14 protein-coding genes and 1 pseudogene are annotated in these 16,429 nt (G+C 58.0%); 9 read left to right on the top strand and 6 right to left on the bottom strand.

The genetic code is table 11. From position 1 onward, the window contains the following. Positions 1-105: 105 nt before the first annotated feature. The 3 genes from dgcA to L8K08_RS25205 form a co-directional block, all read right to left on the bottom strand. A complete protein-coding gene (gene dgcA, locus L8K08_RS25215) occupies positions 106-2,166 on the bottom strand; it encodes a dimethylglycine demethylation protein DgcA (RefSeq protein WP_145157554.1) in 2,061 nt (686 codons plus the stop codon). Positions 2,167-2,182: 16 nt separating this feature from the next. After that, a complete protein-coding gene (locus L8K08_RS25210) occupies positions 2,183-2,713 on the bottom strand; it encodes a DUF5943 domain-containing protein (RefSeq protein WP_016977793.1) in 531 nt (176 codons plus the stop codon). Between the two features lie 77 nt (positions 2,714-2,790). After that, positions 2,791-3,768, bottom strand: coding sequence for a dipeptidase (locus L8K08_RS25205; protein WP_119737560.1), 978 nt, complete (start codon positions 3,766-3,768; stop codon positions 2,791-2,793). 218 nt (positions 3,769-3,986) lie between these two features. On the opposite strand from L8K08_RS25205, the pseudogene L8K08_RS25200 reads away from it, so the two are divergent. From L8K08_RS25200 to L8K08_RS25190, 3 genes and pseudogenes are all read left to right on the top strand, one after another. Next, positions 3,987-4,387: pseudogene (locus L8K08_RS25200) on the top strand (lysozyme inhibitor LprI family protein). Positions 4,388-4,548: 161 nt separating this feature from the next. Next, complete coding sequence (locus tag L8K08_RS25195; RefSeq protein WP_242200647.1) at positions 4,549-6,609, top strand: hypothetical protein; 2,061 nt, start codon at positions 4,549-4,551, stop codon at positions 6,607-6,609. A gap of 155 nt (positions 6,610-6,764) precedes the next feature. Next, positions 6,765-7,181, top strand: coding sequence for a DUF3010 family protein (locus L8K08_RS25190; protein WP_242200646.1), 417 nt, complete (start codon positions 6,765-6,767; stop codon positions 7,179-7,181). Positions 7,182-7,305: 124 nt separating this feature from the next. On the opposite strand, the gene L8K08_RS25185 is transcribed toward L8K08_RS25190, so the two are convergent. Then, positions 7,306-8,472, bottom strand: a complete 1,167-nt coding sequence (locus L8K08_RS25185; protein WP_242200644.1) for an AAA family ATPase — start codon at positions 8,470-8,472, stop codon at positions 7,306-7,308. Positions 8,473-8,540: 68 nt separating this feature from the next. Next, positions 8,541-9,485: a GlxA family transcriptional regulator gene (locus L8K08_RS25180; RefSeq protein ID WP_242200642.1), complete on the bottom strand. Its 945-nt coding sequence runs from the start codon at positions 9,483-9,485 to the stop codon at positions 8,541-8,543. A 194-nt stretch (positions 9,486-9,679) separates the two neighbouring features. Here L8K08_RS25180 and L8K08_RS25175 point away from each other — a divergent pair, with 194 nt between their 5' ends. The 6 genes from L8K08_RS25175 (at position 9,680) to L8K08_RS25150 (ending at position 15,108) form a co-directional block, all read left to right on the top strand. Then, positions 9,680-10,624 carry a choline ABC transporter substrate-binding protein gene (locus L8K08_RS25175; protein ID WP_242200640.1) on the top strand — a complete coding sequence of 315 codons (945 nt, stop codon included), beginning with the start codon at positions 9,680-9,682 and terminating at the stop codon, positions 10,622-10,624. A 77-nt stretch (positions 10,625-10,701) separates the two neighbouring features. Beyond that, the gene (locus L8K08_RS25170; RefSeq protein ID WP_242200639.1) at positions 10,702-11,589 is read left to right on the top strand and encodes a 3-keto-5-aminohexanoate cleavage protein; all 888 of its coding nucleotides are present in this window, start codon (positions 10,702-10,704) and stop codon (positions 11,587-11,589) included. Positions 11,590-11,733: 144 nt separating this feature from the next. After that, on the top strand, positions 11,734-12,699 hold the full coding sequence (locus L8K08_RS25165) for an L-carnitine dehydrogenase (protein WP_242200637.1): 966 nt from the start codon (positions 11,734-11,736) through the stop codon (positions 12,697-12,699). Positions 12,700-12,817: 118 nt separating this feature from the next. Next, on the top strand, positions 12,818-13,297 hold the full coding sequence (locus L8K08_RS25160) for a thioesterase family protein (protein ID WP_242200633.1): 480 nt from the start codon (positions 12,818-12,820) through the stop codon (positions 13,295-13,297). A 9-nt stretch (positions 13,298-13,306) separates the two neighbouring features. Next, positions 13,307-14,467, top strand: coding sequence for a gamma-butyrobetaine dioxygenase (locus L8K08_RS25155; RefSeq protein WP_242200630.1), 1,161 nt, complete (start codon positions 13,307-13,309; stop codon positions 14,465-14,467). A 377-nt stretch (positions 14,468-14,844) separates the two neighbouring features. Then, positions 14,845-15,108: a hypothetical protein gene (locus L8K08_RS25150; RefSeq protein WP_145157573.1), complete on the top strand. Its 264-nt coding sequence runs from the start codon at positions 14,845-14,847 to the stop codon at positions 15,106-15,108. A 150-nt stretch (positions 15,109-15,258) separates the two neighbouring features. Here L8K08_RS25150 and L8K08_RS25145 read toward each other — a convergent pair whose 3' ends face one another. Continuing rightward, positions 15,259-16,362 carry a GlxA family transcriptional regulator gene (locus L8K08_RS25145; RefSeq protein WP_005792167.1) on the bottom strand — a complete coding sequence of 368 codons (1,104 nt, stop codon included), beginning with the start codon at positions 16,360-16,362 and terminating at the stop codon, positions 15,259-15,261. Between the last annotated feature and the right edge of the window lie 67 nt (positions 16,363-16,429).

The following is a 16,429-nucleotide window of genomic DNA, read 5'->3' as shown; positions in this document are numbered from 1 at the left end:
GAGGGGGCTCGCCCCCGAAAGCGGTGGGTCAGCTACAGCTGTATCACCTGACCCGCCGCCATCGGGGGCAAGCCCCCTCCCACCTTTTTGACCGAGTTCACCTCGTCAGAAATCCTTGCACAGGCGCAGGGCGTCATAGATCGCGGCGTGGGTATTACGCTGCGCCACACAGTCACCGATGCGGAACAGCAAGTACCCCTCGCCCGGCTCGCTCAGGCACGGCTGCGGCTGGATCGCGAACAGCGCTTCGATGTCCATCTGGCCTTTGTTGCGTGAACCCTGCTTGAGCGCGTAGTAGATCTCTTCATCCGGACGCACGCCGTTCTCGACCACCACTTGATCGACCACGCGTTCTTCCTTGGCGCCGGTGTATTCGTTCTCCAGCACCGCCACCAGCTTGTCGCCTTCGCGGTAGACCTTTTCCAGCATCATGTCGCCGGTCATGATCACTTCTTTCGGGTACATGCTGCGGTAGTAGGTCGGGAACGACGTACCGCCCACGGCCACACCCGGCTTGATGTCGTCGGTGACGATCTCGACCTGGCTGCCTTTGTCCGCCAAAAAGTCCGCCACCGACATGCCGGTGAATTCGCAAATGGTGTCGTACACCAGCACGTTCTTGCCCGGCGCGACCTTGCCATCGAGCACGTCCCAGCTGCTGACCACCAGGCCTTCTGCTGCACCCCAATGTTCGTTCTGCTCCAGGAACGGGTGCCCACCGACGGCCAGCACCACCACGTCCGGGCGCAGGTCGAGGATCGCATCGGCGTTTGCCGCCACGCCCAGGCGCAGGTCGACGTTCAAGCGCGCCAGCTCCAGCTGGAACCAACGCGTAATACCGGCAATCTGGTCGCGCTGCGGTGCTTTGGAAGCGGTGGTGATTTGCCCGCCGATAAAGTCTTTCTTCTCGAACAACGTCACGTCATGGCCACGCTCGGCGGCAACGCGCGCCGCTTCCATCCCGGCAGGGCCGGCACCGACCACCACGACTTTGCGTTTGGGCCCGGTGGATTTCTCGATGATGTGCGGCACGCCCATGTATTCACGCGAGGTCGCGGCGTTCTGGATGCACAGCACATCCAGCCCTTGGTACTGGCGGTCGATGCAGTAGTTGGCGCCGACGCACTGTTTGATCTGGTCGATCTGGCCCATCTTGATCTTGGCGATCAGGTGCGGGTCAGCGATGTGGGCGCGGGTCATGCCGACCATGTCCACGTAGCCGCCTTCCAGAATGCGCGTTGCCTGGTTCGGGTCCTTGATGTTCTGCGCGTGCAGCACCGGGGCCTTGACCACTTCCTTGATCCCGGCCGCCAAGTGCAAAAAGGGCTCCGGTGGATAACTCATGTTCGGGATCACGTTGGCCAGGGTGTTGTGGGTGTCACAGCCCGAGCCGACCACGCCGATAAAGTCCAACATGCCGGTGTCGTCGTAATACTTGGCGATCTGTTTCATGTCCTCGTGGGACAGGCCGTCCGGGTGGAATTCATCGCCGCACAGGCGAATGCCCACGCAGAAATCCGGGCCGACCTCAGCCCGCACAGCCTTCAATACCTCAAGGCCGAAACGCATGCGGTTTTCAAAGCTGCCGCCCCATTCGTCGGTGCGTTTGTTGACGCGCGGGCTCCAGAACTGGTCGATCATGTGCTGGTGCACCGCCGACAGTTCCACGCCATCCAGGCCTCCGGCCTTGGCGCGCGCCGCCGCGCTGGCGTAGTTGCCGATCACCCGCCAGATTTCTTCCGGCTCGATGGTTTTGCAGGTGGCGCGGTGCACCGGCTCGCGGATGCCCGACGGCGACAACAATGTGGGCCAATGCTCGCCATCCCAGCGCGAGCGACGGCCCATGTGGGTAATCTGGATCATGATCTTGGCGCCATGCTTGTGCATGGCATCGGCCAGGTTCTGGAAGTGCGGGATGATCCGGTCATCGGCCAGGTTCACCGATTTCCACCAGCCTTGCGGGCTGTCGATGGCCACACTGGAAGAACCGCCGCAGATCGCCAGGCCGATCCCGCCCTTGGCTTTCTCTTCGTAATACTTCACATAGCGGTCGGTGGTCATGCCGCCGTCGGTGGCATACACCTCGGCGTGGGCGGTACTGAGCACGCGGTTGCGGATGGTCAGTTTGCCGATCTGGATCGGCGCGAACATTGCTTCGAAAGCCATGGCACGGTTCCTCGACTTACAACGGCTTGACGGTGAACAGGCCGTCGTCGTGGCCCTCTTCGGAGCCTCCGTACACTTGCTCGGCCACGGTGCGGATCTGACTGCCACGCGCCTGCAGAATCTGGTCCATGGCGCCGGCAAACCAGCCGGTGAACATGTAGTCGACCTTGCGCCCGACCTTGCCGTACACGTAGACAAATGCCGAGTGCTCGAGCTTGACGCTGGCGGTGCCTTTGTCGAGGTCGATGTCCTGGATCTTGAACAGGCCCCAGCCGCGTTGCGACAGGCGCTTCATGTAGTGTTCGAACACCGCGACGCCTTCCAGGCCGTGGCATTCAGCTTCTTTTTCACACCAGTGCCAGGCGGATTTGTAGCCGGCCTTGTAGAGGATTTCGGCGTAGGCATCTGCGCCCAGCACTTCCTCGATACCGATGTGGTTGTTGACGAAGAAATGGCGCGGCACGTACAGCATCGGCAGGGCGTCGGAGGTCCAGACACCGGTTTCGCTGTCGACTTCGATTGGCAATTGCGGGGCGATCTTGGCCATGGAAACTTAACTCCAGAAAATTCGTTTGAATGCCCCAGGCACCGAATGGCCTGGGGAAAAGAAGTGTTGGCGGTGGCTTATTCGCCCCAGACGTCCTTGAGGACGTTGACCCAGTTTTCGCCCATGATCTTGCGCACCACGCGCTCGCTGTGGCCGCGCTTGAGCAGGGTCTCGGTGAGGTTGGGGAACTCGCCCACGGTGCGGATGCCCAGCGGGTTGATGATCTTGCCGAAGCTGGTCAGGCGACGGGCGTAGCCCTTGTCATGGGTCAGCATTTCGAAGAAATCCTGGCCATGGCCCTGGGTGAAGTCGGTGCCGATGCCGATGGCGTCTTCGCCGACGATGTTCATGGTGTATTCGATGGCTTCGGCGTAGTCGTCGATGGTCGAATCGATGCCCTTGGCCAGGAATGGCGCGAACATGGTCACGCCGACAAAACCGCCGTGGTCGGCGATGAACTTCAGCTCTTCATCGGACTTGTTGCGCGGGTGCTCTTTCAGGCCGGACGGCAGGCAGTGGGAGTAGCACACCGGCTTTTTCGATTCGAGGATGACTTCTTCGCTGGTCTTGGAGCCGACGTGGGACAGGTCGCACATGATGCCGACGCGGTTCATCTCGCCGACGACTTCACGGCCAAAACCCGATAGGCCGCCATCGCGCTCGTAGCAGCCGGTGCCGACCAGGTTTTGGGTGTTGTAGCACATCTGCACCACGCCCACCCCGAGCTGCTTGAAGATCTCGACGTAGCCCAACTGGTCTTCGAACGCATGGGCGTTCTGGAAGCCGAAGATGATGCCGGTTTTGCCCTGTTCCTTGGCTTTGCGAATGTCGGCGGTGGTTTTCACCGGGATCACCAGGTCGCTGTTCTCACGGATCAGGGTCTGGCTGGCCACGATGTTATTGATCGTGGCCTGGAAGCCTTCCCACACCGACACGGTGCAGTTGGCGGCGGTCAGCCCACCTTTGCGCATGTCCTCGAACAGGTCGCGGTTCCACTTGGCAATGATCAGCCCGTCGATAACGATGCTGTCGGCGTGCAATTGCGCTGGGCTCATCAGGCGTCCCCTTATTGGCGATTCATGCGCCGAATCGTCTGCCGGCGCTTTGGGGCCAGCATATGCCCAGGGGCTGAACGAACCGGGTGCAAAAACGACAGGGGAATTGCCGAAAGCGTCAATCCGCGACAAAGGCCTACATGACACGTCTGACTGACGACTGTTCTTTGTCTTACGCTTGAGCCAGAATTCCGCATCACCTGATATGAGACGGCGCAATGAAATCGATTTTCCTGGCTTTGGCACTCATCGCAACCGGCGTCCACGCGGCCGAAGACACCGACAACACGCCCTGCGATGGCATCGAAAACGACAAACAAACCCTGGAATGCGCCACTTACAACAAAACCACCGCTGAACAATTGCTCAAAGACAACTATCAAGGCCTGCTGGAACGCATGGGTTCGACCTATGGCAGCAACAAGTCGCAACTGGCCGACATACCGCTCGTCTGAAGGATGCTCAGCAAAAGTGGGAAAAACTGCGTGACGCCGATTGCGCAGTGGACACCTTCCCGGCGGTAAATGGCAGCAAGGACTACGCGATCCAGCAGAATGACTGCCTGGCACGGATGAGTGATGAGCGGTCGGAGTTTTTGGAGTCGATTGGGCAGGAGTGATACAAGGATGGTCGCTATACATCGCCTTTATTAAAAAGCAAAAACCAACGACGCCAGTAGCAGTACGAGAAAAATTCGGCAAATACAAGCCAACCTAAAATACCCCACAACAAAACACAAAAATCAGACCTGAACTAAAAGATATTAAAAGGAATTAACAAGTGAACAACACTGGCGGGGGTTCTGCAACAAATAGCGGGGTCGATTTCCAACAACGAGTAGCGGCTTTTTTTACTCTTAGCATGGGCTTAAATCTAGACTGTTCCATCGCTCTAGGTTATGAAAAATCAATTAAAATTAAAAAAATATCTTTCGAAACCAGCGATTCAGTTGATGACATCAAGCTAGTCCATAAGTCTTCGATAACGTACATCCAAGCAAAACGCCAACTATCTTTGTCAGAATCACAGAACTCAGACTTTTTCAAAACAATCGAACAATTTTACAATCAGCATAAATACTCTCAAAACCCAAAAGATAGCTACGCATTGATAACCACCGGTGATTCATCAAAAAAAATCATCACCGAATTGAAAAAAATAACAAAATCGCTACGGTTAAATACCGACGCGCTAATCGACAACCCTCTATCCCAAGCAGAATCGGAAACGCTTCAGAAAATTCAAAAAATCGTTCGTGCTGTAGCTTTGAAAAACCAAGAGACAAAAATATCAGATGACGAAATAAATAAACTACTGAAAAAAACTCACATTATAACAATGGACCTAGAGGAAGGCGGCAGTTACGAAAGCGGTTTTTTAATATCAATAGCTTGTCAGCTTTCGATCCAACCACGACTTGTTTGGAGTTACATTATCTCCAAATGCCTAGACTGGTCAAAAAACAGGCAGTCAGTTACCTTTATTGAAACGAAAAAACTTCTTGACAAATTCATCAAGATAGATCAATTGAGCGAACCAAAGCGGGACGATTACTTCCATTTTGCATTTGATCCAGAAAATTTTAAAATCAGCTCAGGACGCGAAGTTATTTTAATAAAATCGCCCGTTAAAAAAAATGAGATAGCACTGATCGAACTAGAGAGATTCGATAATAACGGTCAGTTTAAGCTAAAATTTATTGAAGACTCTGTCGTGCTGTCTAACGGTGATAAATATGAGCTATATGGTAGAGCAGCGACAATAAAAGGTGCCGCTAGACTATTCCAAACAGTCCCCGAATCGTCGTCTAAAACTTTGCTTTTACCAGATGCTGCTTCAATTTCAACAATCGACAATACCCCCATAGCTCTGGCCTACTCGGAGAAAATCAGATCTCTCATTATGAGCAACTCCGAAGTTTCAAAGTGTATTCATTGCGGAGAAGGCCTTTCACATGACATTATCTTTATTGAGGTGCAAGAGGAAGGCATCCCTTTTGATACGGGGGCCATTCACAAAAATTGCCGGCGGTTTACAGACAGAGTTCTAGGGACAGGTTCAAATCCAGGCATGGATTTATTTCCAGAACTTAAAAACTTTGACTATAAAAAGTGGTTCACCTTACTACCTGAAAGCCAAGCCATCTGGGGCAGCCTCGATGCTATAAATACAAGGGTACGCCATATCCTTTGGACACCGGACCAAGAAACAACAACCGGCGCTTACTGCATAAAAGTCACTTTGGAAGACAACTCGATACGGTACATACAACACAGAGGAAAAATACAAAGATTTTCGTCCGAAAATGCCGAGATCCAATGTACCGCATTTATTGAACAAGCAAGAATCTCAAAACTCGATGAAAACCCCATGTGCTATTCATTCGATGGAGATGTCTTTAGCGACAAAAACGCCATCATGCACAACCAGCAAGGAATCGAAGAGCCTGTAGAGTGCCAAAATTTTGAAAAAACCACGTATACACGTGGCTTATCCATAGTTCACGATAAATGTAAAAACTTCTACGCTCCACTCGTCTTGATTGCGGACGAGCATAACAACCCTGTACTATTCAATGGAATGGCATTCCTAATAACAAAACCCATTCAGCTAAAACACTTCTTAAATAATTGGTCACCAATTTTCAAGCACTCAGAAAACTACAAACTTAGGATAATTGAGGACGACAAGCAGTTTGACTTCATGATATTCAAAATAAGAGAAAAAGCTTCCAAGATATTAGTCGACCCAATATTCGACTCCAACATTGTATTATTGAGTGGCTCTACAATCCGGCACATGGATGATTTACAAAACAACTTTACAGATCAAGATTTTTGATTCAACAACGTGAGCCTGCTGGCGAAGCTAATTTCAGAACCCACAGTCTGCTAAACAGTTTCGCTATTAAATTTTTTATGAATCACGACTGAATCGCAATCCACCGCCAATCAGCTAGAGCTGTAAGTTGCCCTCTTCACGTCGAGGAATTCCCCATGAACATCTGCGGCATCGAAATCAAAGGCAGCGAAGCCATCATCGCCGTCGCCTCCCTGGACAACCAGGCGCTGAGCCACGTCGCCCTGGCCACCAAGAAAATCGCCCTGGAAGACGACGATGAGGCGGCCAACGTCAAAGCCTTCGCCGCGCAGGTGAAGGCGTTTGTGCAGGCAAATGCCATCACCCGCATCGCGATCAAGAAGCGCAGCAAGAAAGGCGAGTTCGCCGGTGGCCCGACCACGTTCAAGATTGAAGGCGTGTTTCAGCTGCTGGAGGGGGTTGAGGTGACGTTGCTGTCGCCGCAGACCATCAACGCGCAGAACAAGAAGCACAACTTTGATCTGCCGGCGACGCTGAACAAGTATCAGCATGAGGCTTACAAAGCGGCGTGTTCGGGCCTGCTGAAAAAATAAGCCACGACGCCTATCAAATGTGGGAGGGGGCTTGCCCCCGATGTCGGTGTTTCAGTCACTTATAGGCTGCTGACCCACCGCTATCGGGGGCAAGCCTCCTCCCACATTGGTTTTGTGGTGCGCTTCAGCGCTTGTGCAGCAGCCAATCCCCGAATGACTTGTCTTCCAGGGCATAACCGCCCCGGCTCGACTTCCACACCAGCTCTTTGTCGCGCAGAGCATCGATGCAGGCCTGGATGGTCTGGGTGCCCGGCACCACATCGCTGCCCATGTCTTCCAGCGCCTTGCTCACTGCCGTGAGCGTGCTGTCGGTAAACGGCGCAAAGGGTTCGTTGTTCTGCGAACGCTCCACCATCACTTCCAACACGGCGCGCTGGGGGATGGTGAGGTTGTTCCAGGCGCTTTCGAACTCCGTCCACACGCCTGCGCGCAGGAATTCGGCGCGACTGTGCAGCAACTGGCCCAAGTTGCTCGCTTCGCCCAGCTCCAGCGCCACTTCGCCAATAATGGTGCGCAGCATCTCGGGGCGACGGCCTACCAGCTCGAAGGCTTCGTCGATATCCGCCGCGTCGAATTGATTGGTGCTGGCCAAATGCGCGTTGAGGTGCGCGGTGTAGGCTTGGGTGAACGCTTTGCCGAGCAAGGGAAACGGCGTGATGCTGGAGCCGAAGAACGGCTGGCTTTTGCCCAACACCAAATGCGCCAGCTTGTCGCGGTTGGACCCGGTGAACACCAGGCGCAAGCCGCTGCCCTCTTCGTCACGGCCTTGGTTGAGCTGATCCCGGGCAGCTTTCAACGCGAACATCGCGTTGATACCGGACTCGGTGGTTAAAGCATGCTGCGCTTCGTCAATCACCAGCACCACGGGTTTTTCCGCGGCGCTGTGCAGCAACTCCAAGGCTTGGGTCAGTGTTGCACCGACGGGCAGTTGTGGCTTGGTGAAGTCCCAGGACAGGGTGCGCAAAAAGCTTAGTTTCTCGATGCCGATGTTCTTGGCGAGTTTGCGAATGCCCTTTTCATAAGGCACCAGCGCAGCGGCAATGGCGCTGGCGATCAACTCCGCCGGATCTTTCTCTTTGTCGGCCCAGAGATCGACATACACCGTCAGCCAACCCCGCAGTTGGCACTCGGGGATCAGGTCTTCACGCAAAAAAGTGCTTTTGCCGGTGCGGCGCGGCGCCGCGAGAAACAGGCCAGAGGTAAAATCCTGAATACCGGCCCCCACCAAACCGTCGGCAATGCTGCCTGCCAGGGCGGGGCGGCGGAATACGAAGCCGCTGTTCTTCGACATGCTTTTATACTCAATTATGGAAAGGACTATAAATTATAGTATCGAGTATAATTGACTATAATTGCCCATCAAACCACCTCCCGTCGCCGATCCTCCCTTGGGCACTTGGCAAACCGCGCCCGATAGCTGCGCGTGAAATACGACGGCGACTCAAACCCGCACGCAATACTCACCTCCAGCACACTCATGTCGCTCTGACGCAATAGCTGCCGGGCTTTTTCCAGACGCAGGCCGAGGTAGAAATTGCTTGGTGTGTCGTTCAGATGCAGACGAAACAACCGCTCCAACTGGCGCCGGGTGACTTTGATCGCCTCGGCCAATGCCAGGGTGGTCAGCGGCGGTTCGGTGTGTTGTTCCATCTCGCCAATCACCTGCACCAACTTCTTGTTGTTGATGCCGTAGCGCGTGGCGATCTGCATGCGCTGGTGGTCTTTGCGTGGGCGGATGCGGCTGAGTACGAATTGTTCGGAAACCTGGATCGCCAGCTCCGGGCCGTGGGCCTGGGCGATCAGGTCGAGCATCAGGTCGATGGACGCAGTGCCGCCGGCGCAGGTGATGCGGCGGCGGTCGATCTCGAACAGTTCCTGGGTCACGGTGAGCTGTGGATAGGACTCCTTGAAGGCGTCGATGGCTTCCCAGTGCAGGGTGAGGCGATGGCCGTCGAGCAAACCGGCTTCAGCGAGCACACAGGCGCCCGTGTCGATGGCGCCGAGGGTGACGCCTTCATGGTCGAGGCGGCGCAGCCAGTGTTCCAGTGCGGGTGTGGTGAACTTCAAGGGTTCGAAGCCGGCGACCACCATCAGCGTCGCGCCTTTTTTCAGCGGCTCCAATGCGGCGTCGGCGTTGACCGACATGCCATTGCTCGCCAACACCGCGCCGCCGTCGGCGCTCAGCACGTGCCAGCGGTACAGCTCGCCGCGAAAGCGGTTGGCCACGCGCAGCGGTTCCAGCGCAGAGATAAAGCCGATGGCCGAGAAACCCGGCATCAGCAGAAAGTAGAAATCCTGGGACATGGTGGCGCTCTCGTAGGACGGGCAGCGTGGTCACTGTGATACGCCAGTTCAACCGGCCATTCAAGAGCACAGGTCGCTGCAGTGCAAGAGCTGGTCGCCGCCGTGCGCTTTGCCGCCCCTCAAGCTGCGTAACTTGATCCCACGGCGCACAAAGACGCCGGAACCCACAATAACGACCTGCCGAGGGATCCACCATGAACCGACTGATCAGCCGCTGCGTGCTTGCACTCAGCGCCAGCGCCATTTTGAGCACCCACGTGATGGCAGCCGATGCGGCGTCTTGCCAAAACGTGCGCATGGGCGTGGTGAACTGGACCGACGTGATCGCCACCAGCGCCATGACCCAAGTGTTGCTCGACGGCCTCGGCTACAAGACCAAACAGACCAGCGCGTCCCAGCAAATCATCTTCGCCGGCATTCGCGACCAACGCCTGGACCTGTTCCTGGGTTACTGGAACCCGCTGATGACCCAGACCATCACGCCATTCGTCGACGCCAAGCAAGTCAGAGTCCTTGAGAAACCCAGCCTGGAAGACGCGCGCGCCACCCTCGCCGTGCCGACTTACCTGGCGGACAAGGGCCTGAAAACCTTCGCCGACATCGCCAAATTCGAGAAGGAACTGGGCGGCAAGATCTACGGCATCGAGCCAGGTTCAGGCGCCAACACCCAGATCAAGGCGATGATTGCCAAAAACCAGTTCGGCCTGGGCAAATTCCAGCTGGTGGAATCCAGCGAAGCCGGCATGCTCGCCGCCGTCGACCGCGCGGTACGCCGCAAGGAAGCCGTGGTGTTCTTTGGCTGGGCGCCACACCCGATGAACGTCAACGTCGCGATGACTTACCTCACCGGCAGCGACGACGCCCTGGGCCCGAACGAAGGCATGGCCACGGTGTGGAGCGTCACGTCGCCGACCTACGCCGAACAGTGCCCGAACGTGCACAAGCTGCTGACCAACCTGACCTTCACCGCCGCCGACGAGAGCCGGATGATGCAGCCGTTGCTGGATCACAAGGACGCCATTGAGTCCGCCAAGCAGTGGCTCAAGGACCACCCGCAAGACCAGCAGCGCTGGCTCGAAGGCGTGACCACCTTCGACGGCAAGCCCGCCGCGGCCAACCTGCAACTGACCAGCCAATAACCCTATTCGAATCACCGTGTCGCAGCCGCTGTGGGCTGCGAGCGGCATCACTACGCCCGCCTGTAAGGAACCGACTCATGAACCACGACGTCATCATCACCTGCGCACTCACCGGTGCTGGCGACACGACCGGCAGAAGCCCACACGTGCCGGTCACTCCCAAACAAATCGCCGCCGCCGCCGTGGAAGCCGCCAAGGCGGGCGCCACCGTGGTGCACTGCCACGTACGTGACCCGCAAACCGGCAAGTTCAGCCGCGACGTCGCGCTGTACCGCGAAGTGATGGAGCGCATCCGCGAGGCCGACATCGACATCATCGTCAACCTCACCGCCGGCATGGGCGGCGACCTGGAAATCGGCGGCGGCGAGAACCCGATGGAGTTCGGCCCCAACACCGACCTGGTCGGCCCGCTGACGCGCCTGGCGCACGTTGAAGAGCTGCTGCCGGAAATCTGCACCCTGGACTGCGGCACCCTGAACTTTGGCGATGGCGACACCATTTACGTGTCCACCCCGGCCCAGTTGCGTGTTGGCGCCAAGCGCATCCAGGAGCTGGGCGTTAAGGCTGAGCTGGAAATCTTCGACACCGGCCACCTGTGGTTCGCCAAGCAGATGATCAAGGAAGGCCTGCTCGACAACCCGCTGTTCCAACTCTGCCTGGGCATCCCCTGGGGCGCGCCGGCCGACACCACCACCATGAAAGCCATGGTCGACAACCTGCCCGCCGACGCGGTGTGGGCCGGCTTCGGTATCGGCCGCATGCAAATGCCGATGGCAGCCCAAGCGGTGCTGCTGGGCGGCAACGTGCGAGTCGGCCTGGAAGACAACCTGTGGCTGGACAAGGGCGTGCTCGCCACCAACGGCCAACTGGTGGAACGCGCCAGCGAAATCCTCAGCCGTCTGGGCGCGCGGGTCATGACCCCGGCGCAAGGCCGAATCAAGATGGGCCTGACCAAGCGCGGCTAATTTTTCCAAACACTACTGCACCCTGTGGGAGCCGGGCTTGCCCGCGATAGCGGTACACCAGCACCGAATACTCCAACTGACACACCGCAATCGCAGGCAAGCCAGCTCCCACATTGATCACCGAATTATTCAGGGAACGTCGACATGCGCTTTATCACCGAAATCAAAACCTTCGCCGCCCTCGGCAGCGGCGTTATCGGCAGCGGCTGGGTATCCCGCGCCCTCGCCCACGGCCTGGATGTGGTCGCCTGGGACCCGGCGCCCGGCGCTGAAGCGGCCCTGCGCAAACGCGTCGACAATGCCTGGGGCGCCTTGGAAAAACAAGGCCTGGCACCGGGTGCATCCCAAGACCGCCTGCGCTTTGTCGACACTATTGAAGCGTGCGTGAAAGACGCCGACTTCATCCAGGAAAGCGCCCCGGAACGCCTGGCGCTGAAACTGGAACTGCACAGCAAAATCAGCGCAGCGGCCAAGCCGAATGCACTGATTGGGTCGAGTACTTCGGGTCTGTTGCCGAGTGAGTTCTACGAAGGTTCCACCCACCCGGAACGCTGCGTGGTCGGCCACCCGTTCAACCCGGTTTACCTGCTGCCGCTGGTGGAAGTGGTGGGCGGCCAAAACACCGCGCCCGAAGCGATTCAGGCGGCGATCACGGTGTATGAATCCCTTGGCATGCGCCCGCTGCATGTGCGTAAGGAAGTGCCGGGGTTTATCGCTGACCGCTTGCTCGAAGCGTTGTGGCGTGAGGCGCTGCACCTGGTGAATGACGGCGTGGCGACCACTGGCGAAATCGACGATGCGATCCGCTTTGGCGCCGGCTTGCGCTGGTCGTTCATGGGCACCTTCCTCACTTACACGCTGGCGGGCGGCGATGCCGGTATGCGCCACTTCATGGCGCAGTTCGGCCCGGCGCTGCAATTGCCGTGGACGTATTTGCCGGCACCGGAGTTGACCGACAAGTTGATCGACGATGTGGTCGATGGCACCAGCGATCAGTTGGGCACACACAGCATTTCGGCGCTGGAGCGCTATCGTGATGATTGCCTGTTGGCGGTGCTGGAGGCGGTGAAGACCACCAAAGCCAAGCACGGTATGAGCTTCGCCGAGTAACTGCTGTTGATTTCCTGTAGGAGCTGGCTTGCCTGCGACAGCGGTGTACGACTCACCGCCGCCATCGCAGGCAAGCCAGCTCCCACAGTTGACCGAGTAATGACCTGGAATCCCAGACATGCCTGCACTGACCACCTACACCACAAAGATCCAGCCCGACTGGGTGGATTACAACGGCCACCTGCGCGATGCGTTCTACCTGTTGATTTTCAGCTACGCCACCGACGCGCTGATGGACACCCTGGGTTTGGACAGTGAAAACCGTGAGGCCAGCGGCCATTCACTGTTCACGTTGGAACTGCACCTGAATTACCTGCATGAGGTGAAACTCGGTGCCGAGGTCGAGGTGCGCACTCAGCTGATCGCCCACGATGCCAAGCGCCTGCACCTCTATCACAGCCTGCACCTGGTCGCAGAGGAGAAGGAACTGGCCGGCAACGAACAGATGCTGCTGCACGTCGACCTCGCCGGTCCGCATTCGGCGCCGTTCACCGAGGCCACCCTGGAAAAACTCAGCGCGATCCGCGCGCAGCAGGCCGAGTTGCCACGCCCCGCTCTCCTCGGCCGCGTGATTGGATTGCCGCCCAAAAAACAATAAGGAGCCCCCATGCAAACCGCCGCCGCTGTTGCCGATTTTCGTACTTACCCAACCATCAGCAACCTCGCCGAGGTGCAGGTGCTGACCGATCAGCTACGCGTGCGATGGGCCGATGGCCGGGTTAGCCCATTTCATCATCAGTGGCTGCGCGACAACTGCCCGTGCGCGCAATGCGTGTACAGCGTGACCCGCGAGCAGGTGTTCGAGATTGTCGATGTGGACGAACACCTGACTGCCGTCAGCGCGCAGATCGATCAGGGATGCCTGAGCGTGCAATGGAGCGGCGGCCATCGCAGCCACTACGATCCGGGCTGGTTGCGCGCCCATGCCTATGACGACGCATCACGCGCCGAACGCCGTGCAGCCAAACCAGCATCGCAGCGATGGGACAGCACCTTCGCGTTGCCCGTTTTCGACTATGTGGGCGTGATGGAGGATCCGAACATCTTGCTGCAATGGTTGCTGGCCTTGCGTGACGCGGGCCTCACGCAAATCCGTGGCGTGCCCACCGAACCTGGCTCGCTGGCGCTGATCGCCAAGCGCATTTCGTTTATCCGCGAGAGCAACTTCGGTGTGCTGTTCAACGTGCGGTCCAAGGCCGATGCCGACAGCAATGCCTACACCGCTTTCAACCTGCCGTTGCACAGCGATTTGCCAACGCGGGAGTTGCAACCGGGGCTGCAATTTCTGCATTGCCTGGTGAACGAGGCCACCGGCGGCGAGAGCATTTTTGTCGACGGGTTCGCCATCGCCCATGCACTGCGCAGCGAAGACCCTGAAGCGTTTCGTGCGTTGTGTGAAATCCCCGTGGAGTTTCGCAATAAAGACCGTCACAGCGACTACCGCCGCCTGGCGCCGATCATTGCGCTGGATGCCTTGGGAGACGTGGCGGAGATCCGCATGGCCAACTTTTTGCGCGGGCCGTTCGAGGCGCCGGTGGAGCAGATGCCGTTGTTGTATCGCGCGTATCGGCGCTTTATTGCGATGACCCGCGAGGACCGTTTCAGGCTGGTCAAACGGCTGAATCCGGGGGAGTTGTGGTGCTTTGATAACCACCGCACGTTGCATGCGCGCAATGCGTTTGACCCGGCCTCCGGGGCGCGGCATTTCCAGGGGTGTTACATCGACCGGGATGAGTTGTTGTCCAGGATATTGGTGTTGCAAAGGTAGACCGAGGTGCGGCCTTCGCGGGCAAGCCCGCTCCCACATTAGACCGAGTTCCAAAGTTGGAATGCAGTCAAATGTGGGAGCGGGCTTGCTCGCGAAGAGGCCAGTGCAGTCACCACAAAACCCAGGCAAAAAAAGCCCCGATCAAGCCGTGACAAGACCGGGGCAGAGTGCTTGGTGTGAGCGTGACATCCCGAGGGTGACCAAACCTTCAAGCTGCGTGCCTGGCATTCAGTGTGCCTAATACTTCTGTCGGTAAATGACCCGAAAACGACCTGCTCATAGCCATATGAGCCATTCGTCAATTCTGCCCTTGCCGACCGGCCGGGGGCCTACCAGAATCCCAGTCAGTCCCCGCTCCCTACACCAGGATGAACGTCATGATGCACGCGGATTTGATTGACCAGGATGACCTGCTGGGCCAACTGCGCTCGCTGGGTTTTGAAGTCTCCAGCGGTGCCACCGCCGAGCAGGCTTGCGAGTGCGCGGTACGTGGTTTGAGCGCTGCGCGGGCCAAGGCGCTCAAGAGCATGGTGGAACAGATGTACACCGGCAGTGCGACGATCTTGCCGGCCGTACGCCAGGCGATCGACAAGCAGTTGTTGCCGGCGTTGGTGCAGTTCAAGCAGAACTCCGGCGCCTGACAATCCCCTGTGGCCAGCGGGCTTGTCCCGCGTTGGGCTGCGCAGCAGCCCCAATCCAGGCAATGCGGTGTATCAGACGAACCTCAACACGCGGTTTTGGGGCCGCTGCGCAGCCCAACGCGGGGCAAGCCCGCTCGCCACCAGGTTGGGTTAGAGCCTGACACTCGCAAACGTAGACTCGTTCCTGGCCTGGCTCAACGCCGACATCGGCCCGGACAACGGTGACAACACCAGCGCCTGTGGAATCGGCATCATCGCCACTTGTTGGGTAGTGTTGGACCCTACGCGCTCATCGCGCGGCGGAATGCCGAAGTATTCGCGGTAGCACTTGGAGAAGTGCGGCGTGGACACAAACCCGCACACCGAGGCCACTTCGATGATCGACATCGGTGTTTGCTTGAGCAACTGCCGTGCACGGATCAGGCGCAGCTTAAGGTAGTAGCGCGACGGCGAGCAGTGCAGGTATTTCTGGAACAACCGCTCCAGCTGACGACGCGACACGGCGACGTACACCGCCAGCTCGTCCAGGTCGATCGGCTCTTCGAGGTTGGCTTCCATCAGCGCGACGATTTCCTGCAGCTTCGGCTGGTTGGTGCCGAGCATGTGCTTGAGCGGCACGCGCTGGTGATCCTGTTCGTTGCGGATGCGTTCGTACACAAACATTTCGGAGATGGCGGCGGACAATTCACGGCCGTGGTCGCGGCTGATCAGGTGCAGCATCATGTCCAACGGCGCGGTGCCGCCAGAGCTGGTGAAGCGGTTGCGGTCGAGGGTGAACAGGCGCGTGCTCATGGCCACGCGCGGGAAGGCTTCCTGCATCGACGCCAGGCATTCCCAGTGCACGCTGCAATCAAAACCGTCGAGCAAACCGGCGCAGGCCAGGGCCCAACTGCCGGTGCACACCGCGCCAAGACGACGCGACTGACGCGCCTGGCTTTGCAGCCACGAGACGTGCTCACGGGTAACGGTACGCTGGATTCCCACGCCGCCGCACACGATCACAGTGTCCAGGGCCGGGGCTTTGTGCATGGAGGCATCGGGGGTGATTTGCAGACCGTCGCTGGCCCACACCTGGTTGCCGTCGACACTCAGGGTTGTCCAGCGATACAGCTCGCGGCCGGACAGCTGGTTGGCCATGCGCAGCGGTTCCACTGCCGAGGCCAGGGAAATCAGCGTGAAATTGTCCAGCAGCAAAAAGCCGATGGATTGAGGCGCACGGTTCTGGGGTTGAGCCCCGGAGTTGAACGACGTCATCGCGGTATCTCCTCACACAAAGCGGGTGATGGCCTCAGGCGAGGCTCTTGTTATTGCGCTCACCCTG

Source organism: Pseudomonas sp. TREG-RG-20F-10-E-6-01 (assembly GCF_022662455.1).
In the GTDB taxonomy this organism is placed as follows: domain Bacteria; phylum Pseudomonadota; class Gammaproteobacteria; order Pseudomonadales; family Pseudomonadaceae; genus Aquipseudomonas.
Note: the sequence above shows the minus strand (reverse complement) of the source record. Positions and strands in the feature narration are given on the sequence as shown.